At 43.0% G+C, this 17,341-nt stretch carries 21 protein-coding genes; 9 read left to right on the forward strand and 12 right to left on the reverse strand.

The features are described from left to right. Positions 1-5 precede the first annotated feature (5 nt). The 9 genes from OCV30_RS07240 to OCV30_RS07280 all read right to left on the reverse strand — a co-directional run bounded on the left by OCV30_RS07240 (position 6) and on the right by OCV30_RS07280 (position 5,921). Positions 6-1,373 carry a zonular occludens toxin domain-containing protein gene (locus OCV30_RS07240; RefSeq protein WP_065678366.1) on the reverse strand — a complete coding sequence of 456 codons (1,368 nt, stop codon included), beginning with the start codon at positions 1,371-1,373 and terminating at the stop codon, positions 6-8. 3 nt (positions 1,374-1,376) lie between these two features. Further along, complete coding sequence (locus OCV30_RS07245) at positions 1,377-1,718, reverse strand: DUF2523 family protein (RefSeq protein WP_017103183.1); 342 nt, start codon at positions 1,716-1,718, stop codon at positions 1,377-1,379. After that, complete coding sequence (locus tag OCV30_RS07250; RefSeq protein WP_065678367.1) at positions 1,718-3,493, reverse strand: hypothetical protein; 1,776 nt, start codon at positions 3,491-3,493, stop codon at positions 1,718-1,720. The genes OCV30_RS07245 and OCV30_RS07250 overlap by 1 nt, the downstream gene beginning before the upstream one ends. A gap of 128 nt (positions 3,494-3,621) precedes the next feature. Then, entirely contained in the window at positions 3,622-3,819 is a 198-nt protein-coding gene (locus tag OCV30_RS07255) for a hypothetical protein (protein WP_029222958.1), read from the reverse strand. A gap of 42 nt (positions 3,820-3,861) precedes the next feature. Beyond that, positions 3,862-4,086 (reverse strand): hypothetical protein, encoded by a 225-nt coding sequence (locus tag OCV30_RS07260; protein ID WP_081324601.1) that lies wholly within the window; start codon positions 4,084-4,086, stop codon positions 3,862-3,864. A 3-nt stretch (positions 4,087-4,089) separates the two neighbouring features. After that, complete coding sequence (locus OCV30_RS07265) at positions 4,090-4,437, reverse strand: DUF1293 family protein (protein ID WP_065680364.1); 348 nt, start codon at positions 4,435-4,437, stop codon at positions 4,090-4,092. Continuing rightward, positions 4,425-5,537, reverse strand: a complete 1,113-nt coding sequence (locus OCV30_RS07270; protein ID WP_017103179.1) for a replication initiation factor domain-containing protein — start codon at positions 5,535-5,537, stop codon at positions 4,425-4,427. The genes OCV30_RS07265 and OCV30_RS07270 overlap by 13 nt, the downstream gene beginning before the upstream one ends. After that, a complete protein-coding gene (locus OCV30_RS07275; RefSeq protein WP_017103178.1) occupies positions 5,527-5,727 on the reverse strand; it encodes a hypothetical protein in 201 nt (66 codons plus the stop codon). Before OCV30_RS07275 ends, OCV30_RS07270 begins: the two co-directional genes overlap by 11 nt. A 2-nt stretch (positions 5,728-5,729) precedes the next feature. After that, positions 5,730-5,921, reverse strand: a complete 192-nt coding sequence (locus tag OCV30_RS07280; protein ID WP_065680365.1) for a hypothetical protein — start codon at positions 5,919-5,921, stop codon at positions 5,730-5,732. Between the two features lie 134 nt (positions 5,922-6,055). On the opposite strand from OCV30_RS07280, the gene OCV30_RS07285 reads away from it, so the two are divergent. Then, the gene (locus tag OCV30_RS07285) at positions 6,056-6,424 is read left to right on the forward strand and encodes a DUF3693 domain-containing protein (RefSeq protein WP_065680366.1); all 369 of its coding nucleotides are present in this window, start codon (positions 6,056-6,058) and stop codon (positions 6,422-6,424) included. Between the two features lie 150 nt (positions 6,425-6,574). Here the strand turns inward: OCV30_RS07285 and OCV30_RS07290 are convergent, their stop codons facing one another. The 3 genes from OCV30_RS07290 to OCV30_RS07300 form a co-directional block, all read right to left on the reverse strand. Next, positions 6,575-8,299, reverse strand: coding sequence for an ATP-binding protein (locus OCV30_RS07290; RefSeq protein ID WP_065680367.1), 1,725 nt, complete (start codon positions 8,297-8,299; stop codon positions 6,575-6,577). Beyond that, complete coding sequence (locus tag OCV30_RS07295; RefSeq protein WP_065680368.1) at positions 8,299-9,483, reverse strand: FIST signal transduction protein; 1,185 nt, start codon at positions 9,481-9,483, stop codon at positions 8,299-8,301. Before OCV30_RS07295 ends, OCV30_RS07290 begins: the two co-directional genes overlap by 1 nt. 115 nt (positions 9,484-9,598) lie before the next feature. Beyond that, positions 9,599-9,964, reverse strand: a complete 366-nt coding sequence (locus tag OCV30_RS07300) for a hypothetical protein (RefSeq protein ID WP_065680369.1) — start codon at positions 9,962-9,964, stop codon at positions 9,599-9,601. Positions 9,965-10,216: 252 nt separating this feature from the next. Here OCV30_RS07300 and ccoN point away from each other — a divergent pair, with 252 nt between their 5' ends. The 8 genes from ccoN (at position 10,217) to OCV30_RS07340 (ending at position 17,285) form a co-directional block, all read left to right on the forward strand. Continuing rightward, positions 10,217-11,650, forward strand: coding sequence for a cytochrome-c oxidase, cbb3-type subunit I (ccoN, locus tag OCV30_RS07305; RefSeq protein ID WP_009846707.1), 1,434 nt, complete (start codon positions 10,217-10,219; stop codon positions 11,648-11,650). Positions 11,651-11,661: 11 nt separating this feature from the next. Next, positions 11,662-12,282, forward strand: a complete 621-nt coding sequence (ccoO, locus tag OCV30_RS07310; RefSeq protein ID WP_004742292.1) for a cytochrome-c oxidase, cbb3-type subunit II — start codon at positions 11,662-11,664, stop codon at positions 12,280-12,282. Between the two features lie 9 nt (positions 12,283-12,291). After that, a complete protein-coding gene (locus OCV30_RS07315; RefSeq protein WP_009846708.1) occupies positions 12,292-12,468 on the forward strand; it encodes a CcoQ/FixQ family Cbb3-type cytochrome c oxidase assembly chaperone in 177 nt (58 codons plus the stop codon). Next, on the forward strand, positions 12,468-13,442 hold the full coding sequence (ccoP, locus tag OCV30_RS07320; RefSeq protein ID WP_009846709.1) for a cytochrome-c oxidase, cbb3-type subunit III: 975 nt from the start codon (positions 12,468-12,470) through the stop codon (positions 13,440-13,442). The genes OCV30_RS07315 and ccoP overlap by 1 nt, the downstream gene beginning before the upstream one ends. 85 nt (positions 13,443-13,527) lie before the next feature. Then, positions 13,528-14,007 (forward strand): FixH family protein, encoded by a 480-nt coding sequence (locus OCV30_RS07325; RefSeq protein WP_009846710.1) that lies wholly within the window; start codon positions 13,528-13,530, stop codon positions 14,005-14,007. Positions 14,008-14,012: 5 nt separating this feature from the next. Next, positions 14,013-16,385, forward strand: a complete 2,373-nt coding sequence (locus OCV30_RS07330) for a heavy metal translocating P-type ATPase (RefSeq protein ID WP_065680370.1) — start codon at positions 14,013-14,015, stop codon at positions 16,383-16,385. Next, positions 16,385-16,621, forward strand: a complete 237-nt coding sequence (gene ccoS, locus OCV30_RS07335) for a cbb3-type cytochrome oxidase assembly protein CcoS (protein ID WP_009846712.1) — start codon at positions 16,385-16,387, stop codon at positions 16,619-16,621. Before OCV30_RS07330 ends, ccoS begins: the two co-directional genes overlap by 1 nt. After that, positions 16,611-17,285 carry a sulfite exporter TauE/SafE family protein gene (locus OCV30_RS07340; RefSeq protein WP_009846713.1) on the forward strand — a complete coding sequence of 225 codons (675 nt, stop codon included), beginning with the start codon at positions 16,611-16,613 and terminating at the stop codon, positions 17,283-17,285. The genes ccoS and OCV30_RS07340 overlap by 11 nt, the downstream gene beginning before the upstream one ends. Positions 17,286-17,341: the final 56 nt, after the last annotated feature.

The following is a 17,341-nucleotide window of genomic DNA, read 5'->3' on the forward strand; positions in this document are numbered from 1 at the left end:
TACTCTTAAAACAGATTCACATCAGCTCGTTTTAGTTCGGGCTCGTCTGACAGAGCCTCGTGAGGCTTACACGTTATCAATTTGGTTAACTGGCCTCTGTTTAGTTTCAGTAGGCAATCGTCAATAACATCGTAGGTCACATCGTAAGCCCTTAGATAATTCTGATTAAGGCTATAAACCCCATCGGATGCGACTATCTCAATACTGACATGACGTTCAATTTTCTTTGGTTTGATAGCGAAATTAACACCCGTTACAAATGCCTTTTGGATACCGTCAAACGGTAAGATATCCGCTATAGAAATACTCGAAACATCATCATTGTTATCAGTTTGATTGCTATTCCCACCATCAGATACACCGCTAGCACCTTGACCGCTTTCTTGAGCTTTTGAGCTGTCTTTCCCAGTAGGGGAATCTTGATATTGTGGCGTTTCCGCTTCCTGAACTTCCTCAGTAGAATCAAAAACGCGATTGGATATTTCATTGGCCATGTACCCCAAACAACTAATAAAAAGTAAAAACACTGCAATCACTTTAGGACTGCGATAAAGCGTATTCATAGCTCCGGCTTGCTTGGCTATGCCTGTTCCCGTTGACTTATAAAGTAGAAAAGCATCCAACGGTATTTTTTGCGTGGTGGTGTTAACGTCTTTGGATTTTGGAATGACTGGAGTCGATACCGATTTGTCGTGCTTCCATATTAATGGTTTGCGTTTAGTCCAAAAAAATTGGTCACGTCCCTTGTGATAAAAGTTCTGCTCACCACATGCTTTGATGCCCGTATCAATCTGTTTCCAGTCAGGCGAAAGCAATTCAATATCCCAGTTATATTTCCTATGACGCATGAATCCCTCATTGAAAGTATGAGGATATATAATGCGCCCCTGGTCATCGTATTCAGCGACTCCGCGGTCGTCAGTTTCCGATTCGTTTAGCTGTTCCATATCAGCAGGCGTATAGCGAGAATAAAAAAAGGATAGGTAAGACTCGGGTAATAGACCGTCTTGGCCGTCGTTCTTGGTGATGAAGTCCTCGACAGGTTTGTAGGTCACTTTCTTCATATCAAAACCAATATTCTTGGAATAGATATCCTGACACTCATCGATAACAATCAAAGCACCAATAGGGCACCAACAGAAAAAGTGCGTCCACAAATGAACACCTGCCGAGTCCCTAGAAGAGATACGAAACAGTTTTGATGTAGTAGGGAACTCAACACCAAAACGCTCCTGTATGACATTTAATGGTTGCATGCCCTCGATATTCGTCACGACAACCTTACCCGCCTTGAGAGCTCGATAGATTGAGAAGTAGGCCGTGTATGCGGACTTGTATGAGCCGTTTGCTCCGGTTCTTATTGTGATAGCCATGCGTTACCTCGTCATTCTCATTACAAAGCCCGTCGTGAAGAAGTTCGCCACAATGGAAAGCCCTTGAGGAATGCCAAACTTAAAGGCATAAAAGCGAATCTCAGACGGCATAGCGTTAAACGTTGCGGCTAACAAATCGTTAAAACCTATCTCCTGCAATAACATCTGTGCAGTGACGTAAGACATCTTTATAAATTCTATTTGTCCGGCTATTTTCATTTTCAAATAAAACAACTGAATGTAAGAGAAGATATTCGAAAAGATATAAGGCAGCGATTTGATGAAATCGACAACGACTTGAAATTGAGTTGAAACCCAATCAAAGAAAGCAAATATAGTATCCATTAATTAGACCCCATCATTTTGATACCGATAAGAACGAAGATGAAAAGAACGATAGCTTTTATGATTTCGGCGTTGTCTAACAGGGCAGAGAGAACGCCAGTTTTGAAAGACTGTTTGTGACCTGCAACAGTAAGGTCTAATTGATGCTCGACATATTTCCCATCTTTGAATGCTTTGGTATCGATAGAGAATAAGGTTTTAAATTGCTCCGTTTCGGTCTTGTAATTTTCCTTTAGAACCTCGATTTCTGCGGTGATATCTTTGAATGAATCTGCATCAAAAATAAACCCACCCATAAAATCGTCAGTAACCACAGGAGCAGAGAAACCACTATCAGCCCCTAGTAAATCACGAATGCCTTTTATCGCGTCTTTGGTTGCATCATCGAGGCCGCCCATACCGTCTATTTTGTCTGAAAGCCCATCAATTTTCCCTGATAGCTCAGAGCCTGATTGTTCTATTTTGGAAGACAGCCCCGTTGTCGAATCTTCTATGCTCGTTTTCAACTTAGAAACAGCATTGTCTATGTTGGTTTCATTGCGTTTATCTTGATTGTCCATTTTGTCACTAAGGAAGCTACGCAACGCAACAAAGTCTTGAGAGATGGAATCATCAAGCGTGCTAAGAGCTCGATTCAAACGCATGAACTCGCGACCAGTTGCTTGTGTTGTTTTCCTTTGAGAGCTTTTTACTTGGTCGATTACTTCCTTTTTTGCATCTGCGAGGTTGTAATCAACATCTTCCACTTTTAAGGTCAAATCTTGAATGAGTTCAGTGTTCATTTGGGCAGAAGCTGCTTTGGCTAAAAAGAGATCTTGTCTTTGAGTTAATCCGGTATCGATGGAGTCGATAGCCTTAATAATCTTGTTGGTTTCTAGCTGTTGTTTCGCTGCTATAGAGGCCGGAATACCATCGATAGCACCAATGATTTTATTGTCTACAAGGTCAGTCAACAGGTCATCAGAGCGTTTAGCTTTATCAACTAGACTGGCCTCAGTTTTGGTCACCTTATCAACCATTTGAGATAACGCACTTCTAATGCTGTAGTTAACGTTCTCAACATCAGATTTTGATGCGCTTTTTGAAACCAAATCTTTGACTACTTTGGTTAGCTCCCTGTTTGTAACCGAAACTTTTTCAGAAGCTTTGGCAAGATTTAACATTGGAGTACACGTGTGGTCAGGAGCACCGGAAGGGCATCGAAGGTCATATTTGATTACCTCTGTACTCTCTAACGTATCGAGGTAAGGCTCTAATTTATCAGGGACATTGTTGTTGTTTTTATCTTCTAGAGTGTTATCAGACTTGTTTGGGTTTTTATCTACGCCATTGGGGATTCCATCACCGTCCCAATCTTCATCAACGTCAAGAATGCCATTCATATTATGGTCACCCTCCCACGGATAAAGCTTAGGCGTACCGCCAGTAAAATGATTACGGCGAGTACATTCTTTACCCGTAAATCTAAACTTAGTTTGCCAAAACTGAAAATCAGGTGAATCAGTAGAAATAGCGATAACTGCTTTTTCCATGCCGCAATAAATAGGAGCACCAAGAGCACCGTAACAATACCCTGTTGGTTGCTCACCGTAGATATAGGCATCCCAACTAACCGTACGGTTAGAACCCTTTAAAACTTCGCAAGCACTAACACAAACACCGCCACTATCGACAGAGCCTGCGGGACAATCCAAAGCATAGGATTTGGTTACGAAAATCAAGCAAGAGGTCATAAAAAAGAGAATGCGTAGAAGTGCGTTAATGGCTGTTTTCATAATCAAAACCTAGATATAAAAAAGCCCCCGTTAGGAGGCATTAATACCCGTATATACACCGTATATAAAGGATGAGGCCATAGACACACCCAAGAGGATGGTTACGACTTCAGAAACGAGTACAGCCATTAGCCGCGCATAGCTCCCATGATAGCTTTAAGGCCAAAGCCAAGCGCACCAAGGCCAATCAAACCAACCACAACCAGACCGTAGTTAGCTTGACCAGAAGTGACCGCGCCATTGATAGCGGTTTGAACGGGTGTAGCGTCGGCCATTGAAGCACCAGAAAGAACAACAGTAGATAGAGCGATTAAACGAGTTTTCATGTTTTTCATAGTATTACCTATAGATTGTTTTAAAAAATGTACTCAGCCTTTGCCGAGTGTTTTGAGTATTCGTCCGAGTACATGACCCGAAACGAATGAAAGTAAAATCCATCCCGAAACGGTGGTGTAGAGCTCCGTATCGATGTTGAGGGATTGTGGTGTTGACACTAAATTGTTGTATTCAGTGTCAGTAAGCATGACGAGCTTGCAGTCAAAGTCGGTTGACGTTCTTAAATAACCTTGCTGTGTTGTCGTGATGCAGTTCATTGATTAAGCCTTGTTAGCTTTCATGAAGTTATCAAAGTGCTTTTTGATTTCTTCATCGACAGGAACAAGCTTGTTGACCAAGATATCGAGTGGGTCATTTGGATTAGCACCAAAGCTCAGTTCGTATTCACGGTTAGCAACAAATGCGCGTGATTGGATAAGTTGACGAGCGTAGGCCACATCAATTTTCAATGCTTGTTTGTTGTAAGGAATATCAGTAGAGAAACCGATACCCGTTTGCTGAAACTTCTCGTTGTCGACTTCCTCAACAGCACGTAGAACAGACAGCTCCGCGAACTCCATGTTTGACTTAGGGAAACGCTTGATTGCAATACCAGTTATTGTAGGCATATTCTTGACTCCAAAATTTCGATTTTCTGTTTAGTGTATTCGTCAGGAATGCCCAACGAGGTTTCAAAGTTTGCACGTCTATGATGCGTAGGAATGAGCATGCCGAAGGCTTCACCCAAATCACCTTCAGTCATAGCAACAACTTCAGAGAGAGCTTTACCACATTGACGACGAACCCAAGCGATACGAGCGAAGAACTCAAGACCTGCTTTTTTCTTGTTGAGTTCAAGCTTCATTGGTTCGGCAGGATCGATACTGGCCGAGAAATCACAGAGACCAGCAAAGGCCGAAGCAGGCGAGGCGAGTAGTGATAGATCGCACTTCTTCAATTCCACTTCATTGCGGTACCAAATCACTTCAGGGTCAGCGATGTTTTGCTCAAACTTCTTGTTGTACACACGCCAGTAGATTGCAGAGGTACGAGAGCCAACAAGTACGGCTTCCTCTGATAATTCACCGGATTGTGAAACGCGCTTATGAGGAACCATTGTCGGACCACGTCCACGAGAAGCAGTGCGAAATGCTCCCTCATAAAAACATTTCTCAGCATACTTACAGTCGAAGATTCCGGTGTAGTCATCCACGCAAAGGTCTAAACGGGCGAGGCGAGTGATACCCAAAAGTGATAACCACCAGTGCACCTTCTTGTGTGTGGTGAAGTCGAATAACTTAGCGCAACCAGTACCATTGATTTGCACGTAAACCGTATCGTTGTTACCGCCAACACCAACCAAACCACACTCAACCGTTCCCGTTGAATCGTAAATCACCATTGAATCTTCATAGCCATGTAAGCCACGGCCACGCATAGGAGATATGCGGAAGTTAAAGACTTTAGACATGAACTCATCAAACCTATCGGCCAAAACCTTACGGCATTTGTTACGGTGTGACTCAATTGACTTATCAATGGCTTCTGGTGAGTTAAGGCGACCATTAACGCTTCGCTTTTTAAACTCAGGAAACTGCATATTGATAAAGTCTTGTTCGTTCGAGTTGTCCAAGTGTCTAAGTGAGCCGTACGAAAACGAAAAGGCTAGGTGATCAACTTGTACCGGACGAATCTCGTCATGGAACTTATGTGGTTTTTTAGATGGCATGGAACACACCCTTAACCAAAAGCTCTTGGTAGTTATCATCCGTGATTTCGACAATCTGAAATGACACCATGCCGTAGTGAGCTTCCATGAACTGGAAGAAATCACGCGGAGTCTTGAAGAAGTTATGACCCCACGGGAAATAGGCGTTGATGCCGTGATTGGGTTCGTTGTCGAAGTAGATTGAATCCATGATTAAACCTCAATCACTTTCATTTGAGGCCAAACAGGAAGAAGCCTATTGAAAGCGTCTTGAGAATCGGCATCGGTCAAAGGCATAGCTTTAGATTTACTAACCGTAATTACAGGAGTAAGACCTGTATCGGTAACAAGATAATGAGAAAGGTATCGAGGAAGAATCCCAGAACAAACTTGAACGATGTACATATCAATCCACCTTGAAGCCAAATTAATAACCAGAATTGGTTACTCGGAAGAAAGCATATACACCAAATTTGGTTACTGCAATAAACCAAAATTGGTTACTAATAAGCTATGATTAGGGAAACGGAGGATTTAGCATGTATCAAAATGAACTGATTGAAGCCTATAAAAAGGCTCAAAACTACGTTCAAGACAAGCAAATAGCTATGGATATGAACATTCCACAGCAAAGAATCAGTGATTTTAGGAAAGGTCGTCGCTATCTAACTGATTCACAAACAGTTTTCTTGGCTGAAAATGCAAAGTTAGACCCGCAAGTAGCATTGCTTGGTTGTCACGCTGACCGCAGTGATAATCCACAGATAAAGCAGATGTGGGAACACATGGCAAAAAAGTTTAACGGGCTTAATATGTCAGGTGTATCAATGGCTTGTGGTAGTTTGGCGTTACTGGCGACCACCCCAGTTGATCCCACGATTCAGTGCGTATTATGTATATTATGTTAAATCGGACTTAGTGTTTATAAGGCAGGTATCTTTGTTTGATGCCCTGCCTCTTGTTTGACTACCAAACTGACGTTCTATTTAACAGTAAGTCTATTTACCATAAAATACCTAATAAACATATTTCCTAATCTTCGATTAAGAATACGTTTATTAGACTTCAAGCATTAACCTATCAATTGCTTCAATGATCTCTTTGGTTCTTACAGGTTTGGTAATGAAATCATTCATACCGACATCTAAACAAGAAAATTTATCTTCTACTGATGTGTGTGCCGTTAGCGCGACGATTGGTGTTTTGATGTTTGCGTCTCTCATGTATTTGGTTGTGGTTATTCCGTCCATAACTGGCATCGACACATCCATCAAGATAATGTCTATCGGGTCATTACCTCTTTCTACAAAGCCAATGGCTTCTTCACCGTTGCTTGCGATGAAAACTTCATGGCCTTGCCGCGCAAGGATCAATTGAATCACCATCTGATTGGTTGGGTTGTCTTCAACAACTAACACTGAATAACGGGTTCTGGGAACTTGCGAGTATTTATCTTCTGCAGCATGATCTTGATTGTTCGTAACTCTCGTTAGAACTGGTAACCGCACTTCAAATTTCGAGCCTTTTCCTGGCTCACTCTCGACCGATATACGCCCGCGCATCAGTTCTACTAGTCGTTTTGTTATTGCTAAACCTAAGCCGGTGCCACCAAATCTACGTGTGATTGTGCTATCGGCTTGCACGAACGGACTGAATAATGACGAAAGTTGCTGTGAGCTGATGCCAATTCCGGTGTCTTCTACGCTAATACGGAATGAACTGTGCTGGTATGTAATAGAAACATGTACATGCCCGTGTTCAGTGAACTTTATTGCGTTACCAATGAGATTAAAAAGGATCTGTGCTAAGCGACTTGGGTCGATGTAATGTAGTTCACCTTCTGGAATGTCGCTAGTTAGGGTTAACGACAACCCTTTATCGTCTGCTATCTTCTTTTGTTCAGATAAAACAAAAGTTACAGTGTCTCTTGTGTTGCTCCATTGAGGAGCCAACGAGAAACATCCAGATTCAATCTTTGAAAAGTCCAATACATCACTGATGATCGCCAATAGGAGTTCAGATGATGTACTCATATTTAACAATATAGACTGTTGTTCATCATTCAGCGGTGTGGACTTTAGCGTGTCGATTAAGCCTATGGTGGCGTTTAGCGGCGTTCTTAACTCATGACTCATCATTGCTAAGAATTCAGATTTGGCTTTGTTGGCTCTTTCTGCGTCTTTTCTTGCTGCTACGAGTTCTGCTGTACGTTCTCGGACTGTCGCTTCAAGTTTTTCTTTGTTTTCAATATCGAAAACAGCACGCTCAATCAGCGGTCGAAATCGGTTTAGAGTGGCTTTGGTTTCAATACTAAAGTGTTTGGTATTGGAATGGATAAAGATGATAACGGATTGTGTTAGCCCGCTATCAATACCAGTAATCAGTACGGAGTTAATTTGGTCTAGGATAATGGGATGCAAAGTGCTGAATTCACCCAGAGATTTGGGTTCAAAAAGAATGGCACATTCTCCATTAATGACTCGCGATAGCTTGCCACAATCTGTCCAATTCATTTGTTCGAATACTTTGTTATTGGTTAACAGGGTTTTGAAACTACCTTCATTCCCTACTCTTGATACCACAATAAAATCATCAAACTTTATGTATTTTTTGAGTGCGAATTCGAGACTAGAAAATATTTCAGATATGTTACTCGCCTTACTGATCGCAGAGATAGTCGATAGGATCACCCTATTCTCTTCAGCTAATTTACGTTCACGGACCTTTAGTTTTTGGAGTTCAATACGAGCTTCTTGCAGCGCTTCCTGGTCTTCAGTATCCATTACTTTTTCAGCCTATAAAACGTTGCAGACGATACCATCAAATTTCCGTGCGCATTCTCACCACCAGAGAGTCTGCCTTGCTCACCAAACGTAAATGGACATATGTATGGAAGCCCACCAAGTGCGTGATTGATTTGGTCACAAACCTCATCCATATCTTGTTTTAGGTGCAGCATTGGTCCTGCACAGAATATGTTGATCGCCCCTAATTTTTCTTCAAGATCCATATCATTATAGTAAGACGAATGAATGATGTTAGCGGCACGGCTGATAAGTTGTTGCTTAGAGCCTTGCATCAAATAGATGGTGTCACCTTCATTGATATCAGTGAACAACTCGATACCGTTACACTCAGTTTCCCTGATCGAATGCGACAACTTGAAATATGGGTAGTCGTAAGAAGAACCGACCTTTCGACCTAATGGATAAACTGTCGACTTTTCAAAAATATACCCATCATCACTGCCACCTAAATGAAAATTAGTCCATTCATTATAAACGGTGGTCGCAGGCCTATGGTCGATCTCTAACAATATTCGATTTCTTACTTTGGTGACGGTGCCTGAATACTGGGTGGGTGTATGACCGGCGCTAAAAGATGAATAGATGGATTGTGACGCAAAAAACACCGTTAAAGAGACGCCATTAATAGCAAGAGCTTCTTCGGTAAAGATACTCCAATTTCCAGACACTTGATTGTCTGCTGCGCTTCCACCAATAATCGGCACCTCTGTGCCAAATTTGTTATCGATGGCCGCCATCACCTTCTCTTCATTTCCTGGGGTGGAATGGAGCAAGATAAGATCGGGTATTTCACCTTCTCGGTTGGCGTTCTTTAATGCTTTATCGATGGCGCTGAATGTACTTCGGTCTATGGAATCGCCAAAGTGACTGATGCCGGTACCGTAGGCATTGATCCCGGAATCATAGATGATGAGTATCCCAATCACAGGGCCTGAATGGAACCCTGTTTCGGTCATAATACCGTGACAAGTGGTGCAGCCGTGTATTGGTGTATTCGGGAGCGCATCTACGAAATATCTCTGCACAGCAAGTGTGGAGTACTCTTCGGTGCAGTAGCAGATAAGACAGGCAATATCGTCAGGGTTTGCCACCCCACTGAGCAGCTCATCTACTGCGATTTTATCGTCTAGGGAATAAGAGACTTTTGATAGAAATTTCATAGATCTCGGAAGATTTTATTAATGCTCTCTTTATAACACTTTTATACAATCTATTTCACTGACTTAGTACATATTTCTATCAAAAGAATTGAGGCGAGACTAACTTGTTACTGTGTTATTCCTTAGAAAGGTTTACAGAAAGTGTGGCTATCTGTTGTGGAAATGTAACCGTTATTGAAGAGTTCTGAGCGTTCGTTCGTAACAGCCAAATTGATGCCCCTTTTTCTTCTAGAATTCCGCTCTCGTTATAGTTAATGATAAATTTACCAGTTTTAGATGTTTCGATCGAATACCCTAGGCTATCACCCGAAATTAAAACATTATGTTTCTCAATAGTAATTTGGCAAGGTTTAGAAATTATACAGTTTACTGTTTCGTCATTGTCGTATATCACTGTTCTCCAAGTAAATGCAGCTATTAAAATAACCAACATGACGATAATTTGAACAAGCCTGCCCTTTGTTAGCTTTTGTGCCGCCATTATAATCTTTACTCCTTGTTACAAAGTTCAAAGTTTTTAAATAAAAATCCAATTCCAGACCAAGCGTAAGGTTACTACTCTGTCATTGATTTGTTAATTCAAGTATAGTGTCGCGTTGAAAATGCCACTTTTTTTTAAAATCAGCAAGTGGAAATAAAGCTCTGAATAGGCTGAATTTCCTTTTCTAATTTGGGTGGCATTACGACGTGAGTCGTGTTGGAAGTAAAGTGTAGTAAATAAGAAATTGGAAGCATGCAAATGAGCCAAGAAAAGCAGCTTGAACAAAACTACAACTATACGGTCGTCCGTCAATTTACCCTCGTTACAATTTTGTGGGGTATTGTCGGTATGGGCGTTGGTGTTTTGATTGCCGCTCAATTAGTTTGGCCACAGCTAAACTTTGATACGCCGTGGCTGACGTACAGTCGTTTACGTCCCCTGCATACTAATGCGGTTATTTTTGCGTTCGGTACAAGTGCGCTGTTTGCAACATCATATTATGTTGTGCAACGTACCTGTCAGACGCGTCTCTTTGGTGGCCCTCTCGTAGCCTTTACCTTTTGGGGTTGGCAAGCGATTATCCTGTCCGCTGCAATTACTTTACCGTTAGGTTTAACCTCTGGTAAAGAATACGCAGAACTTGAATGGCCAATCGATATTGCTATTACTCTTGTGTGGGTAGCTTATGCGGTCGTGTTCTTCGGAACCATGATTAAGCGTAAGACATCGCACATTTATGTAGCTAACTGGTTCTTCGGAGCCTTCATCATCACGGTTGCCGTGTTGCACATCGTTAACAGCCTGGCTGTTCCTGTATCTGCGTTTAAATCGTACTCGATTTATTCCGGAGCGATCGATGCAATGGTGCAATGGTGGTACGGACACAATGCGGTAGGCTTCCTATTGACAGCTGGTTTCCTAGGTATGATGTATTACTTCGTTCCTAAACAAGCTGGTCGCCCTGTTTACTCTTACCGTTTGTCGATTGTTCACTTCTGGGCTCTTGTGTCTCTGTATATTTGGGCTGGTCCTCACCACCTACACTACACAGCACTTCCAGACTGGACTCAGTCTCTAGGTATGGTTATGTCTTTGGTTCTGTTTGCTCCATCTTGGGGTGGCATGATCAACGGTATTATGACTCTATCTGGTGCGTGGCATAAGCTACGCTACGACCCTATCCTACGTTTCCTAATCGTTTCTCTATCATTCTACGGCATGTCGACTTTCGAAGGCCCAATGATGGCAATCAAAACGGTTAACGCACTATCTCACTACACGGACTGGACTATCGGTCACGTTCACTCTGGTGCGCTAGGTTGGGTAGCGATGGTTTCTATCGGTTCGGTTTACCACTTAGTTCCTAAACTATTTGGTCAAGAGCGTATGTACTCTGTATCTCTAATCAATGTTCACTTCTGGTTAGCAACGATTGGTACGGTTTTCTACATTGTTGCAATGTGGATCTCTGGTGTGATGCAAGGTCTGATGTGGCGTGCAGTTAACTCTGACGGTACATTAACTTACAGCTTCGTTGAATCTGTTGAAGCATCTTACCCGTTCTACTTTGTACGTTTCTTAGGGGGCTTCATCTTCCTATCTGGTATGTTCTTAATGGCATACAACACGTACAAAACTGTTTCTGCACCTAAAGATAGCCTTAAAGCTATCCCTCAACCGGCTTAAGGAGATTTAGAATGAGCTCAAATTCAAATAATCGCCATGAGTTGGTAGAGAAGAACGTTGGCCTACTGGCGATCTTGATCGTTATTGCTATCAGTTTTGGTGCTTTAGTAGAAATTACCCCTCTTATTTTCCAAAAGCAGACGACTGAACCTGTAGAAAACCTACGTGTTTACTCTGCTCTGGAAATGGAAGGTCGTGATATTTATATCCGCGAAGGTTGTAACGTATGTCACAGCCAAATGATTCGCCCTTTCCGCTCTGAAACTGAACGTTACGGTCACTACTCTGTAGCGGGCGAAAGCGTTTGGGAACACCCATTCCTATGGGGTTCTAAGCGTACTGGTCCAGATCTAGCGCGTGTTGGTGATCGTTACTCTGATGAGTGGCACCGTGTTCACCTTATCGACCCTCGTGAACTTGTTCCTGAATCAAACATGCCTGGTTTCCCATGGCTTGCTGAGAATGTACTTGATGGCAAATTGACTCAACAGAAGCTTGAACTCTTCCGTAATCAATTTGGTGTTCCTTACACAGACGAACAAATTGCTAACGCTAAACAAGATGTTGAAGGAAAAACAGAGATGGATGCAATCATCGCTTACCTTCAATCGCTTGGCCACGCAATGAAATAAGGAATAATTATGGACATTATTACATTTCAAAGTGTTTGGACTGTTACTGTTTTTGCTTGCTTCATCGGCATCGTTTGGTGGGCATACGGCAAGAATCGTAAATCACGTTTCGACGAAGATGCGAACCTAGTGTTTGCAGACGACGAGCCGGCAACAAGTTCTAAAAATCAAGGAGTGACAAAGTAATGAGTACATTCTGGAGTATCTGGGTTAGTGCGATTACGATTGGTACCCTAATTGGTTGTGCTGTCTTGCTTCGTTGGTGTTTTAAAGATAGAACTGGCGTAGAAGAAGGTCATGATATGGGCCATGAATACGATGGTATTCGTGAGCTTAATAACCCACTACCAAAATGGTGGACATACCTTTTCATCAGTACGATTGTGTTTGCAGCAGTTTACCTTGCTCTTTACCCTGGCCTTGGCAATTTTAAAGGTCTACTAGGTTGGACAAGTTCAAACCAAGAAGTTCGTAGTATTGAAGAGTCTCGCTCTTCGATTGCTGCGGCTCAAGCGAACAAGCAGTTAGACGAGTACGCGAAAGAGCTTGATGACGCCAACACCTATTTTGGTGAAGCATTCAAAAAGCTAGCTCACGACGAAAATGGTTTACGTTCTGTCCCTGACATTGCATCAGATGCTGACGCAATTAAAGTGGGCCAACGTTTATTCTTGCAAAACTGTTCTCAGTGTCACGGCTCTGATGCTCGTGGTCAAAAAGGTTTTCCTAACCTAACTGATGACGCATGGCTATATGGTGGTGAACCACAAGCTATCGTGACAACAATCATGCATGGTCGTGTTGGCCAAATGCCAGGCTGGAAAGATGCACTTGGCGAGCAAGGCGTTAAAGAGGTGGTTAGCTACACGCTTAGCCTTTCTGGACGTAGTGTGAATGCTCGTGAAGCTGAAGCTGGTAAAGCACGCTTTGTTGTATGTGCGGCATGTCACGGTACAGATGGTAAGGGTAACCCTGCTGTAGGTGCACCTGACCTGACCGACCGCGACTGGTTGTTTGGCGACTCTCGCGCTGCTGTGACGGAAACAGTAATGTACGGACGCTCTGGCGTGATGCCTGCTTGGAAAGACATTCTAGGCGAGGATAAAGTACAACTGATTTCATCATACGTGTGGAGCTTAAGCAACTCGGATAATAAGTAACATTTCAATAACAGCCTCTTTCTAAGAGGCTGTCTTTCCTTTATTTTATAACCCCTTCTTTTTATTCTTTTTTGAGATCTTTTTTATGGTAAAGCCTTGGTATAAACAGTTTTGGCCGTGGTTCTTAATCGCGTTGCCAGCGACAGTAGTTATTTGGACCATCATGACGGTTATTGTGTTCACACAGAACTCTGTAGACCTAGTGACTGAGGATTACTATAAAAAAGGAAAAGGCATTAATGTCGATATTTCAAAAGTAAATATTGCAAAGGAACTCGGCCTTTCAGCTTCAGTTAACGAGAAAGGTAACTCCGTTATCATTACTCTTGAGAAAGGTAAACTCGATCACTTCCCTGCGATTAACGCAATGTTTGTTCACAGAACACTGCCTGACCGCGATTTTACTCAACTACTGACAGCGGATGCGAAAGGCAACTACACCATGACTTTGGATCACGAAATGCAAGGACCTTGGTTTATTGAGCTTTCTCCGCATGATTCTGAATGGTTAGTGCAAGGTCGCATGAACTTCCCTATTGATACTCCTACTCAACTAACGAATTAAAGCTTATGTGTGAATCCTGTTATCACTGCGGTGAAGATGTACCAGCGGAAACGGATTTTAAAGTAGAAATCTTAGGGTCGGTTCGACCGATGTGTTGTCCGGGTTGCGAAACCGTAGCCCAGACAATCATAGATAGTGGTTTGGTTTCTTATTACCAATACCGTACTGCTCCTGCTGAAAAAGCCGATCTGGTGCCAGAGCAGCTTCTGGCACTGAGTCATTACGACAATGAAGATGTTCAATTGGAGTTCGTCCGTAACTCCGAAAACACCTCCGAGGTGACATTGTCACTAGATGGTGTCTCTTGTGCGGCTTGTGCTTGGCTTATTGAGAAGCAAGTTTCTTCAAAGCTTGGCGTTGTGAGTATTCGTGTTAATACCACGACTAACCGTGCCCTGCTTAGCTGGGACAACACTCAGGCCAAACTGAGCGAGTTGCTATCCGCGATTCATAGGTTGGGCTACAAAGCCGCACCATTCGAGGCTGACCAACAAGAAGCCGCTTATCATCGTTCGATGAAAAATTACCTTTATCGTCTTGGTGTCGCGGGTTTAGCGACCATGCAAGTTATGATGCTAGCCGTGGCGCTTTATCTCGAAGTTTTTGGCAGCCTAGAGCCGGAATTCAAAAGCTACTTTCGTTGGGTGAGCTTAATCTTTGCAACACCAGTTCTTCTCTACTCTGCATTACCTTTCTATATTAACGCTTGGCGTAGTATCAAAGGCCGAACATTGGGCATGGATGTACCCGTGTCGATCGCTCTGTTGTTTGCCTACGTTGCTAGTTTGGTGGCGACGGTAACCGAAAAAGGCGAAGTGTTCTTTGAATCTATCTCGATGTTCACCTTCTTCCTATTACTGGGGCGTTTCCTTGAAATGCGCGCTCGTCGTAAAGCAGCCGCCGCGAGTGGTAACCTGCTTAAGCTGGTTCCAGCTATGGCGACAACATTAGATGGTGAACAAGTTCCAGTTAAAACATTGAAAGTCGGCGACCAGATTCGGGTTCTACCCGGTGAGCATATCCCTGCGGATGGTAAAGTACTGTCTGGTAGAGTTCATATTGATGAATCGATGCTGACTGGCGAATCGATTCATGTGGTTAAGAATGAAGGCGATACCGTCTTTGCTGGTACATTGAATGGTGATGAATCGTTTGAATTGGAAGTGATGACGTCTAAAGCGGATTCCGTGATTTCCAATATCGTTCGCCTTCAGGATGAAGCGCAACTGTCTAAGCCTCGCATCGCAGAGATTGCCGATGTGGTTGCTCGATACTTTGTTGCTGTGATTCTGGTTATCTCGTTCGGCACTTGGTTTTACTGGCACCAAACACGTCCAGAAGATGCTTTCTGGATTATGCTCTCGGTACTTGTTGCGACATGTCCTTGTGCTCTATCGCTTGCAACACCGACAGCCATCACCTGCTCAACTTCTCGTATGGGTAATTTCGGTATCTTGCTGCGCAAAGGCCATGTGTTTGAAACTTTGTGCAAAGTGAATCACTTGATCATAGATAAAACAGGCACGTTGACCGAGGGTGATATTCGTATCAGCCAAGTTGAAACCTTCGCAGAACTTGATAAAGACACCTGTTTGAAAGTAGCGGCGAGCCTAGAGCAACATGCTAACCACCCTATCGCGAAAGCGTTCAAGACTCATCTTTCTGATGATATCGAAGTAGAGTCTGTCAATAACGTAATTGGCTCTGGTATCACTGGTGAGTGGAATGGACAAGAAGTCGCTATCGGCAGCTGTGAATTCATTCTTGGTGATGCACAAACATCGGAAAGCAATGGTATTTACTTGTCGATGTCTGGTCGACATATTGCAACATTCACTTATGAAGATCCAATTCGTAAAGAAAGTATCGAGTTTATTAAAAAGTTCAAAGAAGCGGGAATCAAAACCACGCTGCTGACTGGCGATTCTTTGATTAACGCGAAACCTGTTGCTGAAGAGATCGGCATTACTGACATTGTTGCTAACGCGAAGCCGGAAGATAAACTGGCTTATTTAAACTCTAGAGACGCTAGTGACATCACCATGATGGTTGGTGACGGTATTAACGATGCGCCTATTCTTGCAGGTGCACACCTTTCGGTTGCTATGGGCGGCGGTACCGACGTGGCGAAAGCCTCTGCGGATATGGTGTTATTGGGTGACAAACTCGATAGATTACTTAAATCACGAACATTAGCGCTTAAAACGCGTAAGATAATCCGTGAAAACTTAGCGTGGTCGTTGGGGTATAACTTACTTATTCTTCCATTGGCTGTCGCAGGTTTGGTTGCTCCATACATTGCCGTTGTTGGCATGTCTGCTAGCTCTATTATTGTTGTGTCTAACTCGTTAAGGCTTTTAAAAGAGCAAGGTAAATAATGGAAAGTTTATACATACTTATTCCAATTGCGATCGTACTAGTGTGCATCGCTGTCGGTATCTTTCTGTGGGCAGTTAAGAGTGAGCAGTTTGAAGACCTTGAGCGTCAAGGCCACAACATCCTGTTTGATGAAGACACTAATGCTCTTCACCATTCTGATAGTAAACCTGTTAAGAACGAGAAAGCTAACGTAGAAAGCCAAACTAACTTAGACAAAAAGAACGATGACGCCTGATTGGATCGGAGCCTTTGTTGTTGGGTTGATCGGCGCAGGTCACTGCATGGGAATGTGTGGTGGCATTGCGTCGCTTCTTTCAATTGGAAACAGTAAACCTTCCCCTGTCATTCCCCTGCTTTATAACCTAGGACGCTTGCTAAGCTATGCCGTGATTGGCGGTGTGATTGGCGGTGCAATTTCTTCTATAGGTCAGCTAAGCGATTTTAACGCTCTGCTAGGTTGGCTTCGATTATTTGCTGCTGGCTTTATGATCGTCTTAGGTTTGTATATTGGCAAATGGTGGTTCGGCTTGTTGTTTTTTGAAAAAGTCGGACAAAAACTATGGCGCTATATCTCTCCTGTCGGTAAATCATTTCTACCATTGAAGCATCCTAGTCACGCTCTACCATTTGGTTTCATTTGGGGGTGGTTACCATGTGGCCTTGTTTATTCTATGCTTACATGGGCGGCCGTATCAGGAAGTTGGTATAACGGAGCGGGGATCATGCTTGCTTTCGGTTTAGGAACCCTCCCTGCGATGCTCACGGTTGGAATGGGGGCAAATTTCCTCAAAAAACTGCAACAAGCTGACTTATTTCGTCAGTTTGGTGCAATTTTAATCCTCATTTACGGCTTCTATACCGGTTATATGGCGCTACAGCTTATTATTTATACCGTATAGCAGCGTCTTTAATCCGGTTTTTTTACTACCCTTTAGGATTAAGGAATGCTAAAATA

Origin of the sequence: Vibrio atlanticus (assembly GCF_024347315.1) — a bacterium.
Lineage (GTDB): Bacteria > Pseudomonadota > Gammaproteobacteria > Enterobacterales > Vibrionaceae > Vibrio > Vibrio atlanticus.